Consider the following 20,195-nt stretch of genomic DNA (forward strand, 5'->3'; position numbering starts at 1 on the left):
TCCCGTGGCGCGCGAATGTTCGAGAGGTGCCGGAGAGATGCCCGAGGTCAGGGAACCGCCGGCCGGCCGGTGCCGGCTCAGGGAGCCAGTTCGACCTGGATCTCGACCTCGACGGGCGCGTCCAGCGGCAGCACCGCGACACCGACCGCGCTGCGCGCGTGCACGCCCTTGTCGCCCAGGACCTCGCCCAGCAGCTCGCTGGCGCCGTTGACGACGCCGGGCTGGCCGGTGAAGTCCGTCGCCGAGGCGACGAAGCCCACGACCTTCACCACGCGCGCGATGCGGTCCAGGTCGCCCGCGACGGACTTGACGGCCGCGAGCGCGTTCAGCGCGCAGGTGCGTGCCAGGTCCTTGGCCTCCTCGGGGGTGACCTCGAGGCCGACCTTGCCGGTGACCGGGAGCTTGCCGTCCACCATCGGCAGCTGGCCGGCGGTGTAGACGTACGGGCCGGACTGCACGGCCGGCTGGTAGGCGGCCAGCGGCGGCACGACCTCCGGCAGCGTCAGGCCCAGTTCGGCCAGCTTCGCCTCGACCGCGCTCATGCCTGCTTCTCCCGCTTCAGGTAGGCCACCAGCTGCTCCGGGTTGGGCCCGGGCACCACCTGGACCAGCTCCCAGCCGTCCTCGCCCCAGTTGTCCAGAATCTGCTTCGTGGCGTGGACGAGCAGCGGCACGGTTGCGTATTCCCACTTGGTCATGGGCCGACTGTAGCCGCTGCCGTCACCGGTGCCGCGACCGCGCCGCCCGGGCCGCTCGCCCGCCCGCCGTGCGCCCTGGGCCGCCCGCCGGAGAGACGGCCGCCCACGACGACGCCAGGGGCTCCAGGGGCGGGGCACCACGGCCCCTGCGGCGCCCGGGTCACGGCCACCGCGACGCCTGGGTGACGGGCTCCGGGACGCACGGGCGACGGGCTCCGGGACGCCACAGCGGATGCGGTTGTCCACAGCCTCCCGCGTGACCCGAGCGCGGACTGGTTAGGCTCGAAGGCGTGAGCAGGCTCCAGGTCGTCAGCGGCAAGGGCGGGACCGGAAAGACCACGGTCGCCGCAGCCCTCGCGCTGGCCCTGGCCACGAAGGGGAAGCGGACGCTCCTCGTCGAGGTCGAGGGCCGCCAGGGCATCGCACAGCTCTTCGAAACGGAGGCGCTGCCCTATGAGGAACGCAAGATCGCCGTCGCCCCCGGGGGCGGGGAGGTGTACGCACTCGCCATAGACCCCGAACTGGCACTGCTGGACTACCTCCAGATGTTCTACAAGCTGGGCAGCGCGGGGCGGGCCCTGAAGAAACTCGGCGCCATCGACTTCGCGACCACCATCGCGCCCGGCGTCCGGGACGTCCTGCTGACCGGCAAGGCGTGCGAGGCGGTGCGGCGCAAGGACAGGAGCGGGCGGTTCGCCTACGACTACGTCGTGATGGACGCGCCCCCGACCGGCCGCATCACCCGCTTCCTCAACGTCAACGACGAGGTGGCCGGGCTGGCCAAGATCGGCCCGATACACAATCAGGCGCAGGCGGTGATGCGGGTGCTGAAGTCGGCCGAGACGGCCGTGCACCTGGTGGCGCTGCTGGAGGAGATGCCGGTCCAGGAGACCGTGGACGGCATCGCGGAACTGCGCGCCGCCCGGCTCCCGGTGGGCCGCATCGTCGTGAACATGGTGCGGCCGCAGGTGCTCGACGCGGCCGACCTGGAACTCGTACGGACCGTGCCGCGGACCGCGCTCGCCCGCTCGCTGTCCTCCGCGGGCCTCGGCGGCGCCCGGCGCGGCGGCAACGCCGAGCGGCTGGTGGACCCGCTGCTCGGCCAGGCCGACGAGTACGCCGAGCGGTACGCGCTGGAGCAGGAGCAGCGGTCGGTCCTGACGGAGCTGGGCCTGCCGCTGCACGAACTGCCGCTGCTCGCCGAGGGCATGGACCTGGCGGGCCTGTACGAACTGGCGACCGAGCTGCGGAAGCAGGGAATGCAGGGGATGTCATGAGCCCGGACCCGGCCCGCGCGCGGGAGACCGAACGTTCCTCCGGCCACCCTCACCAGGACGGCGCGCGCCGCCTCGCCCACACGCGCGTGCTGGACGTCGACCCGCTGATCGACGATCCGCAGACCCGGATCGTGGTGTGCTGCGGCTCGGGCGGGGTCGGCAAGACGACGACGGCGGCGGCCCTGGGACTGCGGGCCGCCGAGCGGGGCCGCAAGGTGGTCGTCCTCACGATCGACCCGGCCCGCCGGCTCGCCCAGTCCATGGGCATCGACTCCCTCGACAACGTCCCGCGCCGGGTGAAGGGCACCGAGGGCGACGGCGAGCTGCACGCCATGATGCTCGACATGAAGCGCACCTTCGACGAGGTCGTCGAGGCGCACGCGGACCCCGACCGGGCCGCCGCGATCCTGGCCAACCCCTTCTACCAGTCGCTCTCGGCGGGCTTCGCGGGCACGCAGGAGTACATGGCGATGGAGAAGCTGGGCCAGCTGCGGGCGCGCGACGAGTGGGACCTGATCGTCGTCGACACGCCGCCCTCGCGCTCGGCGCTGGACTTCCTGGACGCTCCCAAGCGGCTCGGTTCCTTCCTCGACGGCCGGCTGATCCGGCTGCTGACCGCCCCGGCGAAGCTGGGCGGCCGCGCGGGCATGAAGTTCCTGAACGTCGGCATGTCGATGATGACCGGCACGCTCGGCAAGCTGCTCGGCGGTCAGCTGCTCAAGGACGTCCAGACGTTCGTGGCGGCGATGGACACCACCTTCGGCGGGTTCAGGACGCGCGCGGACGCCACGTACAAGCTGCTCCAGGCGCCGGGGACGGCGTTCCTGGTGGTCGCCGCCCCGGAGCGGGACGCGCTGCGCGAGGCGGCGTACTTCGTGGAGCGGCTGGCCGCGGAGAAGATGCCGCTGGCGGGGCTGGTGCTCAACCGCGTCCACGGCAGCGGCGCCGGCCAGTTGTCGGCCGAACGGGCGCTCGCAGCGGCGGAAAATCTTGAAGAGCCCCGCATTGTGGATCAGGACGACGGGAAAGCTGGACTTCGTAACTCTCCCGAAACGTACGGAAGTTCAGACTCCCCCGGTTCTGCCTCTTCCGGCTCTGCCTCGTCAGGTTCCGCTTCTTCAGGTTCCGCCTCTTCCGGTCCTGCGCCCGGCCCTTCCGCCGAGGCCACCGAGCACGTCGGACACGCCGGGTCCGCCGAGGACGCGGAGTCCTCCGCGCCCGCCGAGCGGGCCGATACCGCCGAGCCGGTCGATCCCGTGGCCCAGGTCACCGCGGGTCTGCTGCGGCTGCACGCCGAGCGCATGCAGTTGCTCGCGCGCGAGCAGCGCACGCGGGACCGCTTCGCCGCCCGGCACCCCGAGGTGGCGGTCGCGGAGGTGGCCGCGCTGCCCGGCGACGTGCACGACCTCACGGGGCTGCGGGACATCGGGGAACGGCTCGCGGACAACCGCCGCGAACTGCCCGAGCCGGGCGCCTGAGAGCACCGGGGACGGTGGCTGAGGGAGGGAGCGAGGGGGCCCGGGACCCGGGGCCGTGGAGGCCGGCCGTCCGGCGGCCGGGAAAGCGGCGCGACAGGGCGCGTGCGTGCACGGGACGCCCTCAGCCCACCGCCGCGTAGCTCTCGTACACCGCGTCGTCGTCGAGGGAGACGAGGCCCGTACCGCGCTCGTACTCCATGCGAGCGGTCTCCAGCAGCCGCCGCCAGGAGGTGACGGTCGGCCGTCTGCGCAGCAGTGCGCGGCGCTCCCGCTCCGTCATGCCTCCCCAGACGCCGAACTCGACACGGTTGTCGAGCGCGTCGGCGAGGCACTCGGTGCGCACCGGGCACCCCGTGCACACCGCCTTGGCCCTGTTCTGCGCTGCTCCTTGAACGAACAGTTCATCCGGATCGGTAGTGCGGCAGGCCGCCTGCGCACTCCAGTCGGTTACCCAGCCCATACCGGCGCCGTCCTCTCCCGAATCGAGGCTCCCCCACGGCGGCAGCGGCATATTCACCGCCGCCAGTTGAGGACGTTACGGAAGGTGGGCACAGCGCAACACCCCCAGCGGGCCCAATCTTGAATGGTCCGAACGGACTATGGGTTAACGGCAGATCACCCGGGGGAGTGAGCTGGCGACATCCGCGACTTTTCCTGGCACAACAGGGCAGTTCCCTTGCGGCACACCGGACGTCGCGTCACACACAAGGCGATTCCGGGCACGCGTTCCCCGCACTTTCCGCCGCCCGCCGGCACGGCAGCACCCGCCCGGACCACCCGGTACACCCCGGCACCACCGCCCCCCACCGCCCGACAGGCACCGACACGCCTCGAAAACCGGCCTGATGGCGAAACTCGTGGAGAAAACCGCACGGGTCCGGAACGTTTCGGGATCACCGGACGTATGGATACATGGACGTACCGCTGTGACAGCCGAGAGCAGCTTAGGCCAAGGCATATACGCGTGTCCGGCGAATGAGAACGTAGGCTGCCCCCATGCCAAAGAAGCGCTCGGGCGGTGGCGAGTCGCCAACGCAGCAGGCCGCCAAGTTCCTCGGTGTCAGTGTGCTCGCCGGAGCGGTGCTGGCCGGTATCGCGTTGCCCGCGGCCGGCGCACTGGGCCTCGCGGCCAAGGGGTCGGTCCAGGGGTTCGACGACATCCCGGCCAACCTCAAGCGTCCGCCGCTCAGTCAGCGCACCACCATCCTGGACGCCGAGGGCAACCAGCTCGCCCAGGTCTACTCCCGTGACCGCACGGTGGTGGAGCTGAAGGACATCTCGCCGTACATGCAGAAGGCGATCGTCGCGATCGAGGACTCGCGCTTCTACCAGCACGGCGCGATCGACCTGAAGGGCGTGCTGCGCGCGCTCAACAAGAACGCGACGAGCGGCGGGGTCGCCCAGGGCGCCTCCACCCTCACCCAGCAGTACGTGAAGAACGTCTTCGTGGAGGAGGCCGGCGACGACCCGACGAAGGTCGCGCAGGCCACCCAGCAGACCCTCGGCCGCAAGATCAAGGAACTGAAGTACGCGATCCAGGTCGAGCAGGATCTCGGCAAGCAGCGCATCCTCGAGAACTACCTGAACATCACCTTCTTCGGTGAGCAGGCCTACGGCATCGAGGCCGCCTCCCAGCGCTACTTCTCCAAGCACGCCAAGGACCTCACGCTCCCCGAGGCGGCGCTGCTGGCCGGCGTCGTCCAGTCGCCGAGCCGCTACGACCCGGTCAACGACGAGGCCGAGGCCACCAAGCGGCGCAACACCGTGCTGCAGCGCATGGCCGAGGTCGGGGACATCTCGCAGGCCGAGGCCGACAAGGCCAAGAAGGCGCCGCTGGAACTGAAGGTCACCCGTCCGCGCAACGGCTGCATCACGGCGGTCAAGGACTCGGCCTTCTTCTGCAAGTACGTCGAGAAGGTCTTCCTGAACGAGCCGGTCTTCGGCAAGACCCGCGCCGAGCGGGCCAAGATCTGGAACCAGGGCGGCCTGACCATCCGCACCACCCTGGACCCGCAGGCCCAGGCGTCGGTGCAGGCCTCGCTCAAGCAGCACATCTACCAGTCGGACCCCGTCGCGTCGGCGGCCGTGCTGGTCCAGCCGGGCACCGGCAAGATCATCGCGATGGGCCAGTCCAAGCCGTACGGCTACGGGAAGAACGAGACCGAGATCAACTACTCGGTCGGCAGCGACGCGGGCGGCTCGAACTACGGCTTCCCGACCGGTTCGACGTTCAAGCCGTTCGTGGCGGCGGCGGCGATCGAGGGCGGCAAACCGCCCACCCAGGAGTACTCGTCGCCGTACAAGATGCCGTACCCGAGCCCGGTCCAGGCGTGCGACGGCAAGCGCTGGGTGAACACGTACCACGACAACGTGGAGAACGAGAGCACCTCCGAGCACGGCCCGTACGCCATGAAGGAGGCCATGGCGAGGTCGGTCAACACCTACTTCGTGCAGATGATCTCCGAGATCGGCCTCTGCCCGGTGACCACGATGACCGACAAGCTGCACGTGGTGCAGGGTGACGGCAAGAAGCTGCCGCAGGCCCCCTCCATCGCGCTCGGCGCGGTCGGCATCTCGCCGCTGACGATGGCCGGCGCCTACGCCACGTTCGCCTCGCGCGGCACCTACTGCACCCCGGTCGCCATCGAGTCGATCACGCAGAAGATCGGCGGCCAGGAGAAGCCGCTGGCCGTCCCGAAGACGACCTGCACGCGCGCGATGAGCGAGAAGACCGCGGACACCGTGAACACGCTGCTGCAAGGCGTGATCGACTCCGGTACCGGCCAGCAGGCCGGCCTCTCCGACCGCGACAACGCCGGTAAGACGGGTACGACGGACGAACGCAAGAACGCCTGGTTCGTCGGCTACACGCCGAACCTGGCGGGTGCGGTGTGGGTCGGCAGCGCCACCCAGAAGGTCAAGATGACCGACATCCGCATCGGCGGTGTGCTGCACGGCCTGGTCTACGGCGCCGACGTGCCCGGGCCGATCTGGCGGGACGCGATGACGGGCGCCCTCCAGGGCAAGCCCGCCCCGTCCTTCAACCTCGTCGACATCCCGGACGCCGACAAGGGCAAGAACCAGGACCAGGACAAGGGCAAGCAGCACGACCAGGGAAAAGGCCGTGACAAGGGAAAAGGCCGACGGGGAGGCGGAGGTGACGGCGGCAACGGCGGCGGCCTCCCCGGCGGCACCGGTCTCCCCGGATTCCCCGGCGGCTTCATCCAGGGCCAGGGCGGCGGCACGCACGGGAACGGCAACGGCGGACAGCACGGCTGACGGTGCCGCCGGCGCACGCCGGCGTACGTAGAGCGAACGGAAGAAGAAGGCAGAAGAAGGCAGAAGAGGGGCGCCCGGCAGACAGCCGGGCGCCCCTCTTCGCATTCGCATTCAGCGACGTATCCAGGGGGATTCCGGGCCGGTGAAGCCCTGGCCCTGTCTCTGCCCCTTCCGGTCTCAGCCGGCCAGCAGCTTCTTGACCACGGCGGCGACACGGCCGCCCTCGGCCTGCCCCGCGACCTTCGGGTTCACGATCTTCATGACCGCGCCCATGGCCCGCGGCCCCTCCGCACCGGACGCCCTGGCCTCCTCGACGGCCTGGGCGACGATCGTGTTCAGCTCGTCGTCGGAGAGCTGCTTGGGCAGGTACGCCGCGAGCACCTCACCCTCCGCCCGCTCCCGCTCGGCCGACTCCGTACGACCGCCCTGCGCGAAGGCCTCGGCCGCCTCACGACGCTTCTTGGCCTCCTTGGTGATCACCTTGAGGACCTCGTCGTCGGACAGCTCACGCTTCTCCTTGCCCGCGACCTCCTCCTTGGTGATCGCGGCGAGCGTCAGCCGGAGCGTCGAGGAGCGCAGCTCGTCGCGCTCCTTGATCGAGGCGTTGAGGTCTTCGTGCAGCTTCGACTTGAGCGTGGTCATGAAGTTGATTGTCGCAGGTACGCCGGGCCCGACGCGCGCCGATTTCACGCACCGGCGCGCGCCGATCCCACACACCGTTGCGCGCCGACCCCACACACCGGCGCGCGCCGATCCCACGCGGCGACGGGACGCCGATCCCACGCCGCGAGCCGGTGCCGATCCCACGCGGCGAGTGGGTGCCGGTCTCGTACACCGACCGGACGCGATCTCACCCCACCGACCGGGGCGCGGTCTCACCCCACCGACCGGGGCGCGGTCTCACCCCATCGGCGGGGCGCGGTCTCATCCCGCCGACCGGACGCGGGTCCCACCACACCGACTGGGTGCCGATGCCACGACGCAGGACGGCGGCGTACGACCGCTCACGAGGACGTACACACGCACACCGGCGTACGCCGCCATCCGCCCCGCCCCACGGCTGATTTCCGCGGCACGGCAGGGTTTTGAGACGATGGACACATGCGCGCGCGATACGGAGTACCCCTGGGCATCACGGCGGTCGCGACCGCCGGTCTCCTCTACTCGGCGGGATTCGAAGCCCGCTCCTTCCGCCTGCGGCGGGTGACGGTCCCGGCCCTGCCCTCCGGTATGCGCCCGCTGCGCGTCCTGCAGGTCTCGGACATCCACATGGTCGGCGGCCAGCGCAAGAAGCAGCGCTGGCTGCGCTCGCTCGCCGGTCTGCGCCCGGACTTCGTGATCAACACGGGGGACAACCTCTCCGACCCGGAGGGTGTGCCGGAGGTCCTGGACGCGCTCGGCCCGCTGATGGAGTTCCCGGGCGCCTACGTCTTCGGCTCCAACGACTACTACGGCCCCAAGCTGCGCAATCCGGCGCGCTACCTGCTGGAGAAGGCGAGCGGACGCCACGGCCTCAACGGCAACGCGCCCGCGGTCGGCGCCGTCCACAACCCGTGGGAGGACCTGCGCGACGGCTTCGACGCGGCGGGCTGGCTCAACCTGACGAACACCCGCGGCACCCTGAAGGTCGAGGGCGTCTCGGTGGAACTGACCGGCCTGGACGACCCGCACATCAAGCGGGACCGCTACGCCCGCGTGGCCGGCGGCCCGTCCGGCGACGCGGACTTCTCCATGGGCGTGGTGCACGCGCCCTACCTGCGCGTCCTGGACGCCTTCACGGCCGACGCCTACCCCCTGATCCTGGCCGGCCACACCCACGGCGGCCAGCTCTGCATCCCCTTCTACGGCGCCCTGGTCACCAACTGCGACCTGGACACCGACCGGGTCAAGGGCCTGTCCACCCACACGTCCGAGGGCCACACGTCCTACCTGCACGTCTCGGCCGGCTGCGGCACCAACCGCTACACCCCGGTCCGCTTCGCCTGCCCACCGGAGGCCACGCTGCTGACACTGGTGGGCCGGGACTGACGGGGCCGGGGGGCCGAGGGCGGGGGCGAGGGCGGGGGAAGCCCGGGCAGTCGGGAGGGTGCTCGCTGTGGGGCGGAGCGCCTGGAGGCAGCGGTGGGCCGGGGGGCTGGAGGAAGCCCGGGCAGTCGGGAGGGCGTGCGCTGGGGGGCGGAGCGCCTGGGGGGGGAGCGGTGAGCGGGCGGCGGGTCGTCTGGGGCGGCGGTGAGCGGGGCGCCGGGGACGGAGGCGGCGCCTGGAGAGGTGCCCTCGGATGGAATGTCCGGGGCGGGGACGCCTGGAGGGGCGCCCTGAGTGGCACCCGGGGGCGGGATCGCGGGGGTGCCGGACACCCGCCTGCGGCCGCCCTTCCACCCGAGGGCAGCCGAGGGCACCCCGATCCTCCCGAGGGCACCCCGAACAAGGGGCACACTCAATCCCAGGGGCTCCCCCGCAAGGCTCCCCCCGGGAGACCCGCCCAGGGAGCCCGCCCCAGGAGCCCCCCAGGGCCCGGGACCACCTCAGGGAACCCACCCAGGAACCGAACCCGCGCGGACTCACTCCACCGACAGGAACAATCCGCCCGTAACCCACATAGACCACCCGCATCGCCCATTACGCCCTCACTTCCTACGGTGAGGGCATGACCGCGCCGATACCCCCGATACCGTCGCCGCCTCCGGCCGCCCCGGCCCCCTCGCCGGACTCGGCACCCGCCACACCCGCGGCGTCCGCGACGCCCTCGATCCCCCGGGACATGCCGGATCTCCCCGCGATCCCGGGCATCACGGCACTGGCGCCCTCCATCGTCCCCGCGACCGCTGTCGTGACGCCCGTACGCCGCCCGTGGACCGCGGTCTACCGCCTCCTGGTCGCCGCGGCGGCTGCGGCAGCGGTGACGGCCGAGATGATCGTCGGCCCGCCGCTGCACGTCCTGAGCCACTTCGCGATCCAGAGCACCCTCGTGCTCGTCCTGGCCCTCGTCCTCTCGGCCCGCAGGGCCTGGACCGCCCGCCGCCCCGCACCGGCGGCCCTGACCGGCGCGTCCGTGCTCTACGTCACCATGGCGGCACTGGTCTACCACCTGCTGCTGACCGAGGCGTCCCCGCCGTTCTCGATCACGGACTCCCCCGGCAGCCACCCGCTCTGGCAGTCGGTGGCCGGCCGGCTCCTCCACACGGTGATCCCCGCCGCCGTCCTCCTGGACTGGCTCGTACTGACCACTCCGGCCCGCCTCCACCTGCGCCAGGCCGCACCCTGGCTGCTCTACCCCCTGGCCTACCTGGCCTTCTCCCTGACCCGCGGCGAACTGCTCCCGGCGGGCTCCGCGCACCGCTACCTGTACGCGTTCCTGGACGTCGGCCGGCACGGCTACAAACACGTCCTGGCCAACGCCCTCCTCCTGGGCCTCTCCTTCTACGCCCTCGCCCTCCTCCTGGTCGCCCTCGACCACGCCCGCCCGAACCCGGTCCGCCGCCGCACGAAAACCGGATTTCGTCTCAGGCCCCCGGTGGGCTAAAGTAAACGTCGTCGCCGCGACAAGCAGTGACATCGGGGTGTAGCGCAGCTTGGCAGCGCGCTTCGTTCGGGACGAAGAGGTCGTGGGTTCAAATCCCGCCACCCCGACAGAGAAGTACCAGGTCAGGGGCCTGATCCGCTTAGCGGGTCGGGCCCCTGATCGTTTCTGGGCATCTTTTGGGAGCCGTTTGGGAGCCAACCCCGGAATCCGGCTCCCAAGGGAGCGCTGGTGACGCTCCTCAGAAGCCCGACACCTCCGAGCGCAGTCGACTCAGGTTCAAGCGGCCGACTCCTGCCCCCGGCCGACTTCCTCCGGTGGATCGAGAAGCCTGAAGTCGCAGTCGCCCGGACGGCGCCCCAAGCGCTGGACCATCAGAGCTCCGAGAAGTGCGACCCCAGGGCCGCCCACCGGCCCCGCGTCCGTACCGACGTAGAAGATGCCGTTCTCATCGGGTTCCCGACCGCCGCGATCGGCACCGACGGCCAGCGCGATGGAAAAGCCGAGGAGGTCGACGCGCAGACCCGCGGGCAGATCGCCGCGGAGGAACACCAGCGGATGAGCCAGCCCCTCACCGTCGTACCCGGCGGCGACAACTGCGCCCAGCCCGTCGGGCAGGGGATTCATGTGCTCGGGAATGTACTCCACGACGCCCTTGAGGTGGTCGGCGGTGAACTGCTTCAGGTTCTCCCACACCTCGTCGTCGCTCCGCCATCCGTCCTTTGGTGCCCAGTTTCCGGCCTCGTACAGAGGCAGAACGTCAGCTGGCACCTCTGGCGGGTCCCCCCGCCCCCAGTCCGAGGCGTCATCTGGTTCCTTCACCACCACGCCTTGCCCACCTGTCTCCGGCCAAAGAGTCAGGAGAGAGGCAGGCCGGTGAATGTAACGGCCGAGCAGCGACCTGATGGCGACCGCCGTCTCCTGCTCGCTCAGGCCGGGCCGCAACAGCACGCAGAGCCGCCCCGAGACGACGGTCAGTGCAGCCTGCATGCCTTGCTGTCCCAGGTCGATCGCGACTGCCCGTGCGTTCATCGTGTCCATCAGAACGGACAGCTCCAGCGCCCAGGCGTCATGTGCGCGCATCATCCCGGGCGCCCAGTCCTGGTCACGACCCTTCTCGGGCACGAGCCCGAGCGCTCGGTTCTGCATGGTGCTCCTTTCCCCTACTCGACTTGGAGCACCCAGTTTTCGCCCGTTTCTAGACTGTGCGCACGTAAAATCATGAAATGCCATTCCGTGCGCGTTCCATCTGCCAGGCTGGTCAGCGTCAGCTCGTCACAAACCGGGGATGAACTCTTCTCATACGGGTTGTGGTGAGGTGAGCACAGACGGTACGACGATCGCCATGCACCGATGGTCTCCGTTAAATGACCGCCAGCTCGCACTCCTCACCCGCATCAAGGACGGAGCCGACCCCGTCACGTCGGACAGCCCCGAGTTCGCCCTCACCGCCCGCGCGCTCAAGGAGCGGCGTCTGATCACCATGCCCAAGCAGGATGGGAAGTGGCGGGCGGAGATCACTGACGCGGGGCGCTTCTATCTGGAACACGGCCATCACCCGGAGCGGCCGGAGCCGGCGCCGCGCAAGCAGCGGTCGGCGGGTTCCGGGCAACGGACACGGCCGGCCCCTCCTCCGCAGAAGCAAGACACGGCTCCGTCCACGACGAAGCCGGCGCCGCAACACACCGCCAAGCCCCCGCAGGCGTCGCCGGCGGAAATCGGAGCCGCCTTGATCACGGAGGTACAGCAGGCTGGGCGGTTCCTCCGGATCCCGAACCCCAGCGACCAGGAGCGAGCCCGCTACCGCAGGGCCTTCGACGCAGCCCGGCAGTGTGCGCCCGAGGGGTACCACCTGAAGTACAGCGGCCGGGCGAAGGGGGACTTCTTCCTCGGTCTGCTCCGGGTGTCGGGTGAGGACGACACCGAGTGGAACCGGATCCGGCTGGCGCGCAGCCGGGTGATCAGCAATGTCGAGGACGTGATCGCCGCTGTCACTGCGGACCACAGCGCCTTCGAGATCTCGGAGGAGGTCCTGCCGCGCGTCCTCTCGCTTCTCCGGCTCCTCGCCGAGCAGGCACTCGCCCGCCACGGCGAGATCACGGTGTCCAAGAAGCGCAAGCAGCCCAGGCCCCTGCTCACCGTTCACGGCAGGACGTACGAGGTCGGCTTCCGCGAACGGCAGAAGCAGGTCCGGTACGTGCCCAAGCAGCCGGGGCGACGTACGTACGACTGGCAGCGGGTGACGCCGGCGCACAGGTTCGAGCCCTCCGGCGAGCTGGAACTGCTGATCAGCCAGCACTCGGGCTACGGCTACGGCAACAGCTACGGCTGGAAGAAGGAATGGGCCGACACCGCCAAGAAGCCGTTGGAGGAGCAGGTCGGTTCGGTGTTCCGGGCGCTGAAGGCGCGCGCGGAGGAGCAGGAGCGGGCTCGGCTGGAACGGGAGGCGGAGCAGCGGCGCCTGCGAGAGGAGCGGGAGCGGCAGGAGGCGGAGCGTCGGCGTCTGGAGGCGGAGCGGGAGGAGCGCGAGAGGCGGGAGTGGGAGTCCGCCGTCAGTGCAGCCTCGATCAAGGCGGTTCACGCCCTACGGGCGGAGCACTTCGGCACAGCCCTGGAGCAGTGGAAGGTGGCTGGAGAGATCCGGGTGTTCTGCGTCGCCCTGGACGAAGCCGCCGCCACATCGGACGACGCCGTCGAAGCCGAGAGGCTGCGAGAGTGGTCGGCTTGGGGGAAGGCGGAGGCCGACCGACTGGACCCCACCATGAACGGCAGGGGCCTGGCCGTTCTCGACTTCCACGCGGAGCCGACGGGAGATCAGCTACGGCCCTTTCTCGGCGGCTGGAACCCGCACCGGCCAGAGAGGGAGCAGCCTGCGGTACGGCCCGAGCCGCCGAAGCCGGGCCCGGAGCCTTGGCGCGGCTCTATCGACGCACTTCAGGATCAAGGCTGGCGATATGGACGCCAAGGTCGCGCTCAATGGTGGAGGCGATGACGCCGTGCCCACGGTCGCGTAGGGCCTTGACCGCCTTCTCCACCAGCTGGCCGAGCCTGATGACCTCGGCGCGCAGTGCGACCAGCTCGTCGTAGCGGTCGGCCTTGTCCTGGCCGCACCAGGACCGGACGGTCCGCAGGACGGCCGCCTCCGCGTCCAACTTGCGGTCGTCCCGGCGGCGGTATGAGTACCAGGAGGGCTGTGCGCGCTCCTGCTCGATGTCCTGCTGCTTGCGGTCCACCTCCGGGAGAATCTCGTCGGCGAGGCGGCCCGCTACCTGGCGGGCGATCCGCTCCGTGACCGGCCAGCCGGCCAGGCACATGCCGGCGCGGTTCTCGTGCACTATCGGGTCACTGCGGAGCGCGGTGGCGTCCATGCCGATGAGTGGCGCCGTCTCGTCGAGTCGGCTCAGTTCCAGAACTCCCGCGTCCGCGACCCCTCGGCGGAGGCGCAGCCTGTTCTTCGGCCGGACGAACCCGAGGATCAGGCGCGCCGCCTCGAAACCCGTGCTGCCCCGTACATAGCGTGACGCCTCGGTCAGTCTGAGCTCTGCCTCGTCATCCGCGCGGAACGCGTCGACGTCTGGCCACGGTGCTACGAGGCAGCCGGGACTGGCCCATTCCTGCAGGCCGGCATCATCGCCTTCCAGAAACCGGACGTGGATCCAGTCAGACCTGCCACGGCCGCCCACCCGGACGATCTCCACCTGCCTGACAGGGCTGCCCAGCTCCTTCGGCCTCGCGCGGTATGCCCAGTGCTCGCCAATCTCCATGTACCTATTGAGCCAGGTCCGTTGGCCCCGCTACTTGGCAATCGTCGCAACTGCTGGGGTGAGACGACCGCGCGGAGTTGACGCGGCCTCGCGGAGGCATCAGAACATGGCTGTGCCCTCCGGGAGTGGTCGCCGGAGGGCACAGCACTTTGCCTGCTACGACTTGGCGGGCACACGTGACACCTCGCGTGCCTGCAGGAGATCACTCAGTACCCGCACCGGTGACGTGGCGCTCATGGTCAAACGTGCGTCGAGTGCTGCCTCCCACTGCTCGGTCAGCCCCAGCATGAGGCGCTTGCGCATGCCCGAGGTGACGTGTGCGTAGCGCGCCGAGACCGAGCCATCGATGTGGCCCATGCGTTCGTCCATGAGCACCTTCTCGGTGCCCAGATCCTCCATCATCGTCCGGTGGGTGTGGCGAAGGCCGTGGGGCGTGAGTCCCTTGGCTATCGGGAGCCAGCAGGCGTCGGCCCGTTCGCTGGCACCCCGCCCCCGTGCCGGGACACCGGGCCAAGGCTCGCCGAGCAAGGGCACCGGCCGTGGCTCCTGTGGTGCCTTCTTCGGGTACCAGCCGGAGACCGCCGGCGTGAACAGCCAGGTCGCGAAACCGTTCCTGCGCCAGTGGGCGGCATGCTCCGGCACGACGCCGCCCCGCACGAACCGGAGGTCCGCGATGGCCTGCTCGACCTTCACTCGCGTGGCCTCGGTGACGCGTTCGGGATGGTTGAGGACGTTGGACACCGTGCCGGTCGAGACGCCGGCACGACGGGCAACGTCGACGAGCTTCGCGCCCTGGTGGCCCCCGGAACGCGCCGCGCCCTGCCCTCGGAAGACGTAGGTCTTGCCGTGACAGGGGCACGGCACGGGCTTCGTGCGGGCGATGTGGTTGGCGACCAGCGCGGACAGCCAGTCCATCAAGTCGATGGTGCGGTAGCTGTCGTCCTTCGGCGGGCAACGCACCAGCTCCCCCGTGTCGAGCTCGTACAGCTGCCACTCGACCCGGACGGCTCCAGGGCGGACGAACGCGGTCTCCAGGCCGACGATCTCGCCCCAGCGCATGCCGGTGTACCCCTTGAGGACCACGGCGACGAACTCGTCGTCGCGGCCGGAGAGCAGGGCGGCACGCTCAGCGGTCAGCAGGATGCCGAGCGCGTCGGTGACCACCTTCTCCGGACCACGGTCTCGGGAGCGGCCGGCGCGCTTGCCGCGTCCGCGTCGCCGGGCAGCCGGGTTGGACGCGATCAGGCCCTCGTCGATCGCGTCCTCGAGGATCAGGTGGAGCGTCGAGCGCCAGGTCTTGACGCTGGAGGCCGCGTACACGGCCTTCTCCTTCTTCTCCCAAAGGTCGACGTCCGTGCGCAGGATGCCGGCGAGCGCCTTGTCCTCGAACTCGGGGAGGATGTGCTCCTCGATGTGGCGCTTGTAGTTCTGCATGGTCGAGGCCGCCAGGTCCTGGGCCTCGTACCAGCGGTTCGCGTACTCGCCGAAGGTCTCCTGGCCGAGGGCCGGGTCGCGCCAGTCGCCGCGACGGTACTTGTTCTCGGCCTCGGCCGCTGCCCGTTGGGCCTCGCCCTTGGTGGCGAACCTGATCGCCTTGCCGTTCTCGTCGACGACCGTGTTGTGCTTGCCGGGCGCGACCTTGTACCGGCCGCGCCAGTAGTTTCCGCGCTTCTCCGCGAAACCCAAGTTCCGCTGTCCCCCTCTTGGTTGTCCTCGTCTACGGCAGGTTCGATCGGGTCACGCGACAGTGCTGTACTGCTGCTGTCGACGCGGCGGGCGGGCCCGTAGGCGGGTAGTCGGAGCCACGGCAGGGCGGCGACGTTGCGTGGAATCGGTCTGCGTACCGGGCTCGGAGAGCGGCTCGGTCGCCCGTGCTGGTGTCTGCGCGAGCTGGGCCGGCCGCTCCTCGTGGAGGCGGATGATCTCGGCGAGATGCTCGGCGGTGAAGCGGTAGGCGCGGCCGACCCGGGTGTGCGGTATCAGGCGCCGTCGCGCTCGGTCCTTGACCCACCAGGCCGAGCAGCCGAGGGTGTCGGCGATCTCTTCGGGGCGGTAGAGGCGGGGCGGAGGGGCGTCGGACGGCCTGTGGGGGACGGACGCGGGCGTGGATCGGTGCAAGGGGACGGCTCCTGGTCGCGAGGGCGGGGACGGGTGCGTGAGCGGCTCAGGTGGCGCCCGGGCCCTGCAGGAGGGCGAGGGGTGATACCTGCAGGGCTTCGGCGATGGCGACGAGGTCGTCGATATCGCATCGCCGCTTGGTTAGTTCGATGCGGGACAGCATCGTGTTGGACATAGGGCGGCCCAACGCTGTGCATCGCGCGGCGAGTTGGCGTTGCCCAAGGCCGCGTTCGGTGCGGAGGGTTTCGATGGTTCGAGCCGCCAGCATTCCTGCGGACCCTATTTCCAGAGATCGTGCTGCCATGGCTCCACTTGTAGCGTGCATTCGCCGGTTTGGTTAACCGGCGATCGTCGGCTATGTTGCGCCGCGCTCAATCGGTGAGCGAGGCGTTCGGGATGCTGCGAAGGACCGGATCCCCGAACACGTCCCGACATCAGAAGACCTCTCTGACGTGGGGTGTTGTGTTGTAGCTTCGATGCTCGCAGGACGTCAACGGCTTGCCGATGTGATCCTTCTGGCTCGGGACGCGGGGCAACTATTTGGTCAACCGCCGATCGTGCCCTACCGTTTTCGCACCGCCCTCTCCATCTCGATTTCCAGCGGCATTTCTGCCGTGAGAGATTGCGCCGGATAGGGCTGGACTTGCGCGCCGTAGGTGTGGCTATGTTGACGACACCCGGAAAGTGCGAGCGGCCATCAACGCTCCCGCGACCACGGCCGGACATCCCCGCCCTTCACGCCCGTCTCCGCCCCCGACCGACGGTGAACCGTGGGCATCCAGCCCACCGGTCACCGAGTGAGGACCGCCCCTCTTGGCACGAATCCGCACCATCAAGCCGGAAGCCTTCGTCTCCGAGTCCCTGGCCGCCGTCTCCCTGACCGCCGAGCGCACCTTCTTCGGCCTGCTCACCCAGGCCGACGACCAGGGGCGCCACCGCGACCACGCCGCGATCATCACCGGGCAGCTGTGGGTCCTGCGCCCGGAACACACGCCTGGCGATGTCGAACAGGACCTCGCCCAACTCGCCGACGCCGGGCTGATATGCCGCTACAAGGGCCCGGGCGACAAGCGCTACCTGCACATCGTCACCTGGCGGCAGCATCAGAAGATCAATCGCCCGAGTGCGAGCCGTCTTCCCGCCTGCCCGCACCACGACACGCAGACTCGCACCGCGCCCGGCGTCGGCGCGCCGGCTGCGGGAGCCGGTATCACGGAGCCCGCACCGCAGCCTCACGGAGCCCTCCGTGAGGACTCCGGGCGAATACGCGAGCCTGCGGTGAATCCGGTCACCGATGATGAACTAGCAGGTCAGGGCGATTTCAGTGCGCCCTCCGTGAGACAGCGGGGAGGGCTCAGTGAGGGAGCGGTGACGCCCCACGGTCCGGATCTAGGACCTAGGATCATGGATCTAGGAAATACCCCTTCGGGGGGCGCGAGCGCCCCCGCACCCCACGCCGTCTCGGCCAACCAGCTCATCGCCGAGTACGCCGCCGCTTGCACACACCGTCCGCCCAAGGACGTCCTGGGCCATCTCGCTCGCGAAGTGCGCAAGCTGCTCGGCGAGGGCATCGACCCCGCCCACATCCGGGCCGGCCTAGAACGGCACCGTGCCAAGGGCCTGCATCCCAGCACTCTGCCGAGCCTCGTGCACGAGGCCATGAACGCGGCCTCCACCGCGCCGGTTGCCCACAGGGCGTGGACAAACCCCGCCGATGTCGAAGCCGCCTACGGAGGTGACCTCTGACCGCCACCCTCACCCGCGAGCCTCACCGGGTCGGCCCACTCGCCGACCGGCTCAACGGCATCCTTGCCAGTCGCGGCATCGACCTCGCCACCGCCGCCGTCGAGGAAGGGCACGTCGAGCCCGTCACCGCGCTGGAACTCGCCGACGCCAGGATCCCCGCCCGCTACCGTCGAGCCCTGGCCGACCACCCCAAGGTCACCGCCTGGGCCGACGAGATCGCCCGCGCCGGACGCCCCGGCCCCGGCGGGCCTGGCATCGCCGAAGGCCCGTCGCTGCTGATCGCCGGCCCCATGGGCACGGGCAAGACGTACCAGGCGTATGGCGCCATCCGCACCCTGCTCGCCCGAGGGGTCCGTCTGCGCTGGGAAGCGACCACCACCGCCGACTTCCACGCGCGCCTGCGCCCCCGCGCCGGCCACGACGCCGAACGTGACCTGCAGACCCTGGCGCGCTGCCCGCTGCTGTTCCTGGACGACCTCGGCGCGGCCAAGACCAGCGAATGGACCGAGGAGCTGACTTACCGGCTCATCAATCACCGGTACGAGCACCTGCTGCCAACCCTCATCACCACCAACCTTCCGATGGAGCAGCTGCGCGTCACCCTCGGTGACCGCGTCGCCTCCCGCCTCGCCGAGATGACGGAGCGCGTCATCCTCGACGGCCCCGACCGACGACGCCGCACAGCGCCCGCCGCCTGACTGGCCGCCCCAGCGCCCGCCCTCCTGGCCGGCCCCGCCGCATCACCCGCGCTCACACCAGCCCTGCCCGCGCCAGCCACTCGCGTAGGCGGTTGCTCAGCGGTTCTGTCGATTCACCCTTCGCCCTCATTCCTCGACGCCTTGGAGCTCCCTCCTGCCTCCTCTCAGTCCCGTCCCCCTCGCCATACGGATCAGCGGCACGCCGCTCCTCCCTGACTGGGCGACCTCCCCGGTGATGACCGTGGCGCTCCTCATCCCGCCCTTGCTGCTTGGCCTGCTCGCCGGGTGGCTTGTCCGCCAGCAGCGCCGCCGACCGCATCACACCAAGCGCCGACACGGAGCCGTCGCAGTGCCGGTCGCGGCCGTGGCCGCGCTCGGCTGCACCGCATACAGCGCGGACACCAGCTGGCGGTTCGCCGCCGACTACCTCGACATGGTCGGCACCGCCGAGCGCGTCACGATGTTCGCCGCCGCCGAGCTGGCCCTATTCGCCACCGCCCTGATGGCCCGGGAGAACCTCAATGGCCCGAAGCAGGCACCCGGCCTGCCCGGCACCCTCACCTGGGTCATCACCGCAGTCCAGGTTCTGCCCGCCTACGCCGAGTCCGGGCTGGTCGGTGGCACCGTGCGAGCCTTCGTTGGCCCCGTCATGGCCGCGATGCTGTGGCACCTGGCCATGGGCATCGAGCTGCGCCACCGCGCCCCCGACGCCGCCTCACGCGGCCTGGCCGCCGTCCTCGTCCGCCAGGCACGCGAACGCCTCCTGGCTCGCCTCGGCATCGCCGACCAGGACGCCGATGCCGCCCGCCTCATCCGCGAGCGCGCGCTGAGCGAAGCCGTCGCCCTGATCCTGCGCGCCGAGTCGATGACCGACAAGCAGCGCGGCAAGCGGCGGCAACGACGCCTGACGGAACGCCTGCACGAGGCGCTGGAGCGGGCCGGCGTCGACGGCGACCCGCTCCAGGACGAGCTGCTGCTGCGCAAGCTCGCCACCCGCAAGCAGGCCCTTGACCTCGCCGTCATCACATTGCCGCCACGCTGGCAGATTCCGGCCTCGTCCTCCACCCGAGAGTCCGGGTGTAGCCACCCGCGCTCCGACCGCTTGGAAGCACTGCCGCGGGCAGAGGGCTCTGCCCGCCCACACCCATCAGACCTGGGTGACGACGAAGTGCCTACGGCTGCCCGCCCGCAGCCTGCCCGCCCGGGGCCCGGGCTGCCCGCACGGGCAGAAGCCGAAGACAGCCCCGCACCGACGGGCAACAGCCCGGGCAGCGTGTCGGGCAGGCGGGAGCGGAAGGCGGCTGCCCGGAAGAAGCGCGACGTGGGCAAGGCCCGTGCCTCCGACGAGGTCATCCTCAAGCACGCTCGCCGCATCCACGAGGAGACCGGCAGCGTCGGACGCGACCGGGTTGAGGACGCCCTGCGCGCCGTCGGCTACACCGTCTCCAGCGACGGCGTCGGACGAGTCGTCCGCGAGTTCAAGGCTCAGCTCAAGGCAGCAACCGGCGATCCGCTCCGCTGATCCCCGCAGCACCAGCACTTCCGACCAGACCCCGACCCGAAGGGCCCCATGCACGCCCCGCACCACGAAGACCCCGTGCCTCACAAGCAATCTCTG

General features: G+C 70.3%; 18 protein-coding genes and 1 tRNA gene. 10 read left to right on the forward strand and 9 right to left on the reverse strand.

The window, feature by feature from the left end; translation table 11 throughout:
* Nucleotides 1-77 precede the first annotated feature (77 nt).
* Nucleotides 78-542: a RidA family protein gene (locus tag IG64_RS00555; RefSeq protein ID WP_037850590.1), complete on the reverse strand. Its 465-nt coding sequence runs from the start codon at nt 540-542 to the stop codon at nt 78-80.
* Entirely contained in the window at nt 539-697 is a 159-nt protein-coding gene (locus IG64_RS39945; protein WP_086024262.1) for a DUF4177 domain-containing protein, read from the reverse strand. The genes IG64_RS00555 and IG64_RS39945 overlap by 4 nt, the downstream gene beginning before the upstream one ends.
* 290 nt (nt 698-987) lie before the next feature.
* On the opposite strand from IG64_RS39945, the gene IG64_RS00560 reads away from it, so the two are divergent.
* On the forward strand, nt 988-1,974 hold the full coding sequence (locus IG64_RS00560; protein WP_037850592.1) for an ArsA family ATPase: 987 nt from the start codon (nt 988-990) through the stop codon (nt 1,972-1,974).
* Nucleotides 1,971-3,452, forward strand: coding sequence for an ArsA family ATPase (locus IG64_RS00565; protein WP_037850594.1), 1,482 nt, complete (start codon nt 1,971-1,973; stop codon nt 3,450-3,452). The genes IG64_RS00560 and IG64_RS00565 overlap by 4 nt, the downstream gene beginning before the upstream one ends.
* A 121-nt stretch (nt 3,453-3,573) precedes the next feature.
* Here the strand turns inward: IG64_RS00565 and wblA are convergent, their stop codons facing one another.
* Nucleotides 3,574-3,912, reverse strand: a complete 339-nt coding sequence (wblA, locus tag IG64_RS00570) for a transcriptional regulator WblA (RefSeq protein WP_037850597.1) — start codon at nt 3,910-3,912, stop codon at nt 3,574-3,576.
* A 536-nt stretch (nt 3,913-4,448) separates the two neighbouring features.
* On the opposite strand from wblA, the gene IG64_RS00575 reads away from it, so the two are divergent.
* Nucleotides 4,449-6,731 (forward strand): transglycosylase domain-containing protein, encoded by a 2,283-nt coding sequence (locus IG64_RS00575; RefSeq protein ID WP_037850599.1) that lies wholly within the window; start codon nt 4,449-4,451, stop codon nt 6,729-6,731.
* 177 nt (nt 6,732-6,908) lie between these two features.
* Here IG64_RS00575 and IG64_RS00580 read toward each other — a convergent pair whose 3' ends face one another.
* Entirely contained in the window at nt 6,909-7,373 is a 465-nt protein-coding gene (locus IG64_RS00580; protein ID WP_037850601.1) for a GatB/YqeY domain-containing protein, read from the reverse strand.
* Between the two features lie 459 nt (nt 7,374-7,832).
* On the opposite strand from IG64_RS00580, the gene IG64_RS00585 reads away from it, so the two are divergent.
* The 3 genes from IG64_RS00585 (at nt 7,833) to IG64_RS00595 (ending at nt 10,361) form a co-directional block, all read left to right on the forward strand.
* Nucleotides 7,833-8,759, forward strand: a complete 927-nt coding sequence (locus tag IG64_RS00585; RefSeq protein WP_037850604.1) for a metallophosphoesterase — start codon at nt 7,833-7,835, stop codon at nt 8,757-8,759.
* Nucleotides 8,760-9,492: 733 nt separating this feature from the next.
* Nucleotides 9,493-10,254, forward strand: coding sequence for a Pr6Pr family membrane protein (locus tag IG64_RS00590; protein WP_037850606.1), 762 nt, complete (start codon nt 9,493-9,495; stop codon nt 10,252-10,254).
* 33 nt (nt 10,255-10,287) lie between these two features.
* Nucleotides 10,288-10,361, forward strand: a tRNA-Pro gene (locus IG64_RS00595).
* A 169-nt stretch (nt 10,362-10,530) separates the two neighbouring features.
* On the opposite strand, the gene IG64_RS00600 is transcribed toward IG64_RS00595, so the two are convergent.
* On the reverse strand, nt 10,531-11,400 hold the full coding sequence (locus IG64_RS00600; RefSeq protein ID WP_037850609.1) for a hypothetical protein: 870 nt from the start codon (nt 11,398-11,400) through the stop codon (nt 10,531-10,533).
* Nucleotides 11,401-11,596: 196 nt separating this feature from the next.
* On the opposite strand from IG64_RS00600, the gene IG64_RS00605 reads away from it, so the two are divergent.
* Entirely contained in the window at nt 11,597-13,243 is a 1,647-nt protein-coding gene (locus IG64_RS00605) for a hypothetical protein (RefSeq protein ID WP_037850943.1), read from the forward strand.
* On the opposite strand, the gene IG64_RS00610 is transcribed toward IG64_RS00605, so the two are convergent.
* The 4 genes from IG64_RS00610 to IG64_RS00625 all read right to left on the reverse strand — a co-directional run bounded on the left by IG64_RS00610 (nt 13,173) and on the right by IG64_RS00625 (nt 16,437).
* Complete coding sequence (locus IG64_RS00610; RefSeq protein WP_037850613.1) at nt 13,173-14,015, reverse strand: hypothetical protein; 843 nt, start codon at nt 14,013-14,015, stop codon at nt 13,173-13,175. The two genes, IG64_RS00605 and IG64_RS00610, sit on opposite strands and share 71 nt — an antisense overlap.
* A gap of 156 nt (nt 14,016-14,171) precedes the next feature.
* Entirely contained in the window at nt 14,172-15,701 is a 1,530-nt protein-coding gene (locus IG64_RS00615; RefSeq protein WP_037850614.1) for a LacI family DNA-binding transcriptional regulator, read from the reverse strand.
* 51 nt (nt 15,702-15,752) lie between these two features.
* Entirely contained in the window at nt 15,753-16,133 is a 381-nt protein-coding gene (locus IG64_RS00620) for a helix-turn-helix domain-containing protein (RefSeq protein ID WP_037850616.1), read from the reverse strand.
* A 46-nt stretch (nt 16,134-16,179) separates the two neighbouring features.
* Nucleotides 16,180-16,437: a helix-turn-helix domain-containing protein gene (locus IG64_RS00625; RefSeq protein ID WP_037850617.1), complete on the reverse strand. Its 258-nt coding sequence runs from the start codon at nt 16,435-16,437 to the stop codon at nt 16,180-16,182.
* Nucleotides 16,438-16,946: 509 nt separating this feature from the next.
* Between IG64_RS00625 and IG64_RS00630 the strand changes: the two genes are divergently transcribed.
* The 3 genes from IG64_RS00630 (at nt 16,947) to IG64_RS00640 (ending at nt 20,099) form a co-directional block, all read left to right on the forward strand.
* A complete protein-coding gene (locus IG64_RS00630) occupies nt 16,947-17,879 on the forward strand; it encodes a phage or prophage related protein (protein WP_037850618.1) in 933 nt (310 codons plus the stop codon).
* Nucleotides 17,876-18,577, forward strand: coding sequence for an ATP-binding protein (locus tag IG64_RS38075; protein ID WP_078883686.1), 702 nt, complete (start codon nt 17,876-17,878; stop codon nt 18,575-18,577). The genes IG64_RS00630 and IG64_RS38075 overlap by 4 nt, the downstream gene beginning before the upstream one ends.
* Before the next feature lie 235 nt (nt 18,578-18,812).
* Nucleotides 18,813-20,099, forward strand: a complete 1,287-nt coding sequence (locus tag IG64_RS00640) for a hypothetical protein (RefSeq protein ID WP_199811473.1) — start codon at nt 18,813-18,815, stop codon at nt 20,097-20,099.
* Nucleotides 20,100-20,195: the final 96 nt, after the last annotated feature.

It is taken from the genome of Streptomyces sp. NRRL S-340 (genome assembly GCF_000720185.1).
GTDB lineage: Bacteria > Actinomycetota > Actinomycetes > Streptomycetales > Streptomycetaceae > Streptomyces.